At 44.9% G+C, this 6,335-nt stretch carries 3 protein-coding genes; all 3 read left to right on the top strand.

Annotated elements, in window-relative coordinates; genetic code table 11:
- Window positions 1–548: 548 nt before the first annotated feature.
- A complete protein-coding gene (locus tag Q0R37_RS14740; RefSeq protein WP_294755337.1) occupies window positions 549–962 on the top strand; it encodes a MerR family transcriptional regulator in 414 nt (137 codons plus the stop codon).
- A gap of 3 nt (window positions 963–965) precedes the next feature.
- Complete coding sequence (locus tag Q0R37_RS14735) at window positions 966–2,711, top strand: 1-deoxy-D-xylulose-5-phosphate synthase (RefSeq protein ID WP_294755336.1); 1,746 nt, start codon at window positions 966–968, stop codon at window positions 2,709–2,711.
- A gap of 155 nt (window positions 2,712–2,866) precedes the next feature.
- Entirely contained in the window at window positions 2,867–6,166 is a 3,300-nt protein-coding gene (locus tag Q0R37_RS14730; protein WP_294755334.1) for a glycoside hydrolase family 9 protein, read from the top strand.
- Window positions 6,167–6,335 lie beyond the last annotated feature (169 nt).

The raw sequence follows: 6,335 nt of genomic DNA, 5'->3' as shown, positions 1-6,335 counted from the left end.
TAAAATATTCAGTGCTCCGAAAACGCACTGTGATATCGAGAATACTTTCATCGTAACGCCGTATGTGGCCAGTTTGCTGCCAGAGTCCAAAAGCATAATATCTATTGATAAATTAAGTTCACTGCTGCCCAAACTGCAGCGGTGAGTCTTTTTATATGGATCTTATTATGTATTGTTATACCACCTGATTATATGTTCTTGGATGTAAGCTTCACAGAGGATCAACAGCTTCAATGCAGGCGGTCTCCCACCTATGGCACTAAGAACTTCAACAGGGGCTGGCTCATCACGCTGCCTGATATCTGCCTATCCAAGATTTTGGGTATTCTCCGACTGCACATTTCTTGACAATTCCCAAATGAAATAGTTTTTATAAAAAGATCCGATGAGGGAGTTTATTACAGTATCATACAATACATGATTTCGTCATCTTGCTCAAATCGGTGCTGCAGTATTTGTATTATCCGTCAAAAATATTTGTTATCTCTTGACTTTGAGTTAACTTCAAGCTGTATAATAGAATAAGCTTACATGAGGAGGTGATCTGTATGACGATCAAAGAGGTCTGCAAGCGTTTCGGCATAAGCTCGGATACACTCAGGTATTACGAGCGTGTCGGAGTGATACCCGAAGTGCACCGTACCCCCGGCGGTATCCGCGATTATTCCGAGGAGGATATCGGCTGGGTCGAAACGGCGGTTTGTTTTCGCAGCGCAGGTATGCCGATCGAGCTGCTGACCGAATATGTTCGCCTTTACAGAGAAGGCGACTGCACGATAGCTGCACGTTTCGCACTTCTGAAGGAAGCAAGGGAACGCATACTGGCAGAACGACAGAAATATGATGACGCACTTAACAAGATGAGCTACAAAATCAGTGTCTACGAAAGAGCCATGCAAACAGGAAAACTGGATTGGGACAACGGTCCCTGCGGCTGCGAATGTCAGACAGAAAAGGAGTAATTTATGCTGATCGATTCTATTAATTCCCCAACAGATATCAAAAAGCTTGACACAGAACAACTTACCGCACTTGCTGTGGAGATACGCAAAGGACTTATGAACCGCCTTTCCAAACGCGGAGGCCATTTGGGCCCGAATTTCGGCATGGTCGAGGCAACTATCGCCCTGCATTATGTGTTTGATTCACCAAGAGACAAATTCGTTTTTGATGTATCGCACCAATGCTACACCCACAAGATACTGACAGGAAGGAAAAGGGCTTTTTTCGATGACGCTCATTTTGAAGATATATCGGGATATACTAACCCCGAGGAAAGCGAGCATGACTTTTTCAATGTAGGACATACATCAACATCGGTTAGCCTTGCCTGCGGACTGGCAAAAAGCCGTGACCTCAAAGGAGAATCGGGCAACGTGATCGCAATAATCGGTGACGGCTCACTGAGCGGCGGTGAAGCCCTCGAAGGCATGGATTATGCCGCAGAGCTTGGCAGCAATTTCATAATCGTTGTCAATGACAATGATATGTCCATAGCAGAAAATCATGGCGGTCTGTACAAAAATCTCAAGGCTCTCCGTGATTCAGACGGAAAAGCAGAATGTAATCTGTTCAGGGCTATGGGACTTGATTACCGCTTCGTTGCGGACGGCAATGATACAGCGCAGCTTATCGCAGCTTTTTCCGAGGTAAAGGACATAGATCACCCTACAGTTGTGCATATCGTCACAAAAAAAGGCAAGGGATATGCCCCCGCCGAAACGGAAAAGGAAAACTGGCACTGGCATATGCCCTTTGATCCCGAAAGCGGTCATTCCCCGCAATTTGGCGGCGGTGAGGATTACGGTGATCTCACCTGTGACTATCTCATGAAAAAAATGAAGAACGATCCCCGAGTTGTCGCAATGGCAGCGGCAGTACCTGTCTGCATCGGTTTTACTCCCGAAAAAAGAGCGGAAGCAGGCAGGCAGTTTATCGACGTGGGCATCGCAGAGGAACACGCTGTTGCAATGGCTTCGGGACTTGCGAAAAACGGCTGCAAGCCCGTATTTGCAACACATTCGAGCTTCTTCCAGCGTACTTATGACCAGATCTCGCAGGATCTCTGCATCAATTCCAATCCCGCAACGCTGCTGGTCAATACCGCCTCCGTTTACGGTATGCACGATATCACACACCTCGGTATCTTTGATATTGCCATGATGTCAAATATACCTAACCTTGTATATCTTGCGCCAACCAACTGTGAGGAATATTTCGCAATGCTTGAATGGAGCATTGAGCAGAACAGCTATCCCGTTGCCATACGTATTCCCTGCAACGGCGTTCACCATACCTACAGCCCTGTTGATACCGATTACAGTGCACTGAACCGTTATAAGGTCACACAGCAGGGCTCAAAAACAGCTATCCTTGCACTGGGTGACTTTTATCAGCTGGGTGAAGAACTTGCAGCACTGATAGCCGAGAAAACAGGCATAGTCCCGACGCTCATCAATCCGCGCTATATCACAGGTGTTGATGAAACACTGCTCGGACAGCTTACGGAAGATCACGATACCGTTATCACACTGGAGGACGGTATACTGGACGGCGGATTTGGCGGGAAGATCGCAGGATTTTACGGTCCATCAAAGATGAAGGTCTGCAATTACGGTCTTAAAAAGGAGTTCCTTGACCGTTATGCGGTCGAAGATGTACTGAAAGCCAACCACCTGACAGCTGAACAGATATACAGTGATATTTCCTGATGCTTTCACACACGACCTGAACGTATGCTTCCTCATCCCTGCGATTCATATATGCATTATATAGTTTTTGTGCTAATATTCTATAAAAGCTTGACTATCCCCCTCAAAACATATATAATATTTATACAAAGCATATTAATGAGGGAGGGCTTTATATGCATAGAATTTTCAGAAAAATCATCACAGGCATTTTTTCGCTTACAATGGCTGCTGCATCAGCAGCTGCTCCATTTCAGGCTTCGGCAGTTCAGGTGCTTGGAGAAACCACTTTTGATAAAAAAACTCTGCCCTGGCACACCTGCTCCTCAAGTCCAGCACAGCAAACCTTTGATATTGATGACGGGGCGTTCCATATCCGCGTTGTAGTACCTTACGGTGTTGACCGTGAAAAATGGGACCTTCAGTTCAGACACAGAGGTCTGAGTTTCAGAAAAGATCATGTGTACAAAGTAAGCTTTATAGTCAAGGGAAGCAGAGATGGTATTGAGCTTGACTCATTCATCGGTTCTATAAGCAGTGGTGATGAATACTTCGTGCTTGACGGTGAATCATTGGATATGCACATGGGACCTCATATGGGAGGACAGTGGCAGTCAAGGGCATTAAACCTTACGACTGAATGGCAGGAAATTGAAGGCATATTTACGCCAACGGAGGATATTGACGGCTGCCAGTGGACATTCCAGTATGCAAAAGGTACCAATTATCAGGGAAACGCTCGGGAAGGCGATGAGATATGGTTCGATGATATGTCTATCGAGTGCCTTACCTGTGACGAGGATCCTGCTAATGCAGTCTGCGGCTGGAAAGGAGACAGTGATCTTGGCATAATCACTCCCAAAAGCGACGTACGTCTCAATCAGCTCGGATATTACACAACAGCCGATAAAAAAGCAACATATGTTACCGAAAAGGATAAAGAAGCTGTTGATTTCAAGCTGGTGGACAAGAACGGCAAGACTGTATATACAGGCAGGAGCGAGCCTGCGGACTATGACGATATGGCAGGAGAATACTGCCACATAGTTGATTTCTCAAAGTTCGTAACTCCGGGTGTATATACCATAGTCATGGACGACGAAAAGGACAGCGGCAAAAACATCAGTCATGAATTCACCATAGGTGATGATATCTACAAAGATACGCTCAGAAATGCGCTGAATTATTACTATCAGAAACGATCGGGTTCTGATATTGAGGAAAAGTATATTACGTCCGGCGACAAAAAAGCACTTGCACATATGGATGCTTTTAAAGAAGACTCAGCCTACGTGCAGCCGGATTGGTATGATGAATACTATGCTAACGGTTATAATGATATAGAAAGAAAGGTCTGCCTGGACGTTTCGGGCGGCTGGTACGATCCCGAAAATCATTGCAAGAGTATTTCAAGCGGCGGAAGCGCTGTATGGCTTCTTCAGAATATGTACGAAAACTCAAAGAAGAACGGTACTGACGGCAAATGGGCTGACGGAAAGGCTATGACTATCCCAAGCGAATACAGTATATCAAACGAAAGTGTAACCTGTGCCGATACTCCTGATATTCTGGACGAAGCAAGATATGAACTTGAATTCATGTTCAGGATGATAGTTGACTCCGAAAAGGACAGCATATGGGGTGAAGATTATGCAGATTTTGTTTACGACAGGGTAAGGAATCTCTGGATCGAGCCTGCACCATACTCCCCTCCTAATTACATCAATGAAAGAGTTTCGCCGCGTATCATCTGTCCGCCTACATACAGTGCTACATTTAATATGATAGCTTGTGCAGCACAGGCAGCCCGTCTGTGGAAGGGCATTGATGATGACTTTGCTCAGGAATGCCTTGACCATGCAAAAAAATCATGGGAAGCCATTATGAAATACAAGGATGATTTCGAGGACACGGAAAATCGCCCCGGACGCGAGAAATGGAGATCAGATCTTCATTTTGTTCCGTTTAGTTCATATCACGATGTTAATTCGTTTAACGATAATGTTGATGACGAAGCATACTGGGCAGCCTGCGAGCTTTTTGCAACTACAGGTGATGATACCTACTATGACTATCTGAAGGATTTCAGTTTTTCAGGAACATCGAATAAAAGCAAACAGTGCTATGCTTTCGGTGTCCCGACTTATCTTCCAATGATAGAAACCGACGGAATCTTCTCTTCATTTGACAGAAACAATAAGATCGGCTGCGGAACTCTTTCGCTTTATCTCAGCGATAAGACAAAAGCTGCCGATAAGGCAAGGATAAAGAAAAACCTCCTTGATACTGCCGACCAGTATCTGAACACTGAAAACGATACGAAAAACGGTATGGGCGTTCCGTACCAGAAGATACAGTGGTATAACCCGCTCACTTATCCGTCTGATATTTATGCAGGCTACGGCATCGGCTCTAACAGTACAGTTGCAAATAATGCTCTGATAATGGCATACGCTTACGATGCAACAGACGACAAAAAGTACCTGAACGGTGCAGTGCAGGCTGTAGATTATATTTTCGGCAGAAACGGACTCGGCTTCTCATATGTTACAGGCTGCGGTTCATATCACGCAAATTTCCCTGTTGACGAATACTGGGGATATGAGCTTGACAAGAACTTCCCGAAGGCTCCCGACGGAGTTATGGCAGGCGGTCCTTATACGTGTGTGCCTGATAACTATGTTCGTGCTGTCGGTATGGATCCTTATAAGACTTCTCCGCAGAAATGCTATGCTGATTCCATTGAAGCATGGTCGGTAAACAGCCCTGCACTTGACTGGCAGGCAGGACTGGTGTGGAATTTGTCCTTCTTGGAGGACATTTTAGGAAAAGCTCCCGAAGTTACAACAACTACTACAGTTTCAGGCAATACAACCACGACAACAACCACTGCGACAACTGCAACAACAAGTTCTGTTACAACATCGGAAAATGATATCAAGGGTGATACCAACTGCGACGGTCAGGTGGATATGTCAGACGCAGTTCTTATCATGCAGGCTCTTGCCAATCCCAATAAATATGGTATAGACGGTACAGCAGAGCATCACCTTACCGAACAGGGCAAGCTGAACGGAGATATGAACGGTGACGGAATAACAGTAGGCGATGCACAGACGATTCAGAGGAAACTGCTGGGCCTGTTCGATACTGATATTGATAAATCTGCAATAGCTGGAAAGACCTTTGTATACGAAAAAGAGGGCTTTGGCGGAGATTTTGAGATAACGTTTGATAAAGACGGCACATTCGAGTATTCTATCGGTTATCTCAGCAGCTATTTAGGCCTCGGAACATGGGAAATAAAAGATGATACCGTTGTAATGACAGAAAACACTTCCGATAAGATCCATCATCTGAAAATACAGGGCAGTGAGCTTATCTACCTTGCAGATATCTCGGATAATTTCTACGGTCTCAAGGTAAATGACGGAGAGAAATTCTTCGTAAAAGCTGACTCGGAAGTCCCTGACTGATTATTTCAGCATTAACTTAATACTTCAAATGAGAAAGCTCTGCATGTGCAGAGCTTTCCTAATTATATGCATTGAATGGTGGTTGACACCTAATGTCATTCATATTACTAATCTCTTCTGAACAGATCTCTTGTATAAACCTTTTCTTCAACATCATCAAGAACGCTGT

This window comes from uncultured Ruminococcus sp. (assembly GCF_946415235.1).
In the GTDB taxonomy this organism is placed as follows: domain Bacteria; phylum Bacillota; class Clostridia; order Oscillospirales; family Ruminococcaceae; genus Ruminococcus.
This window is presented reverse-complemented; position numbering and strand designations above follow the sequence as displayed.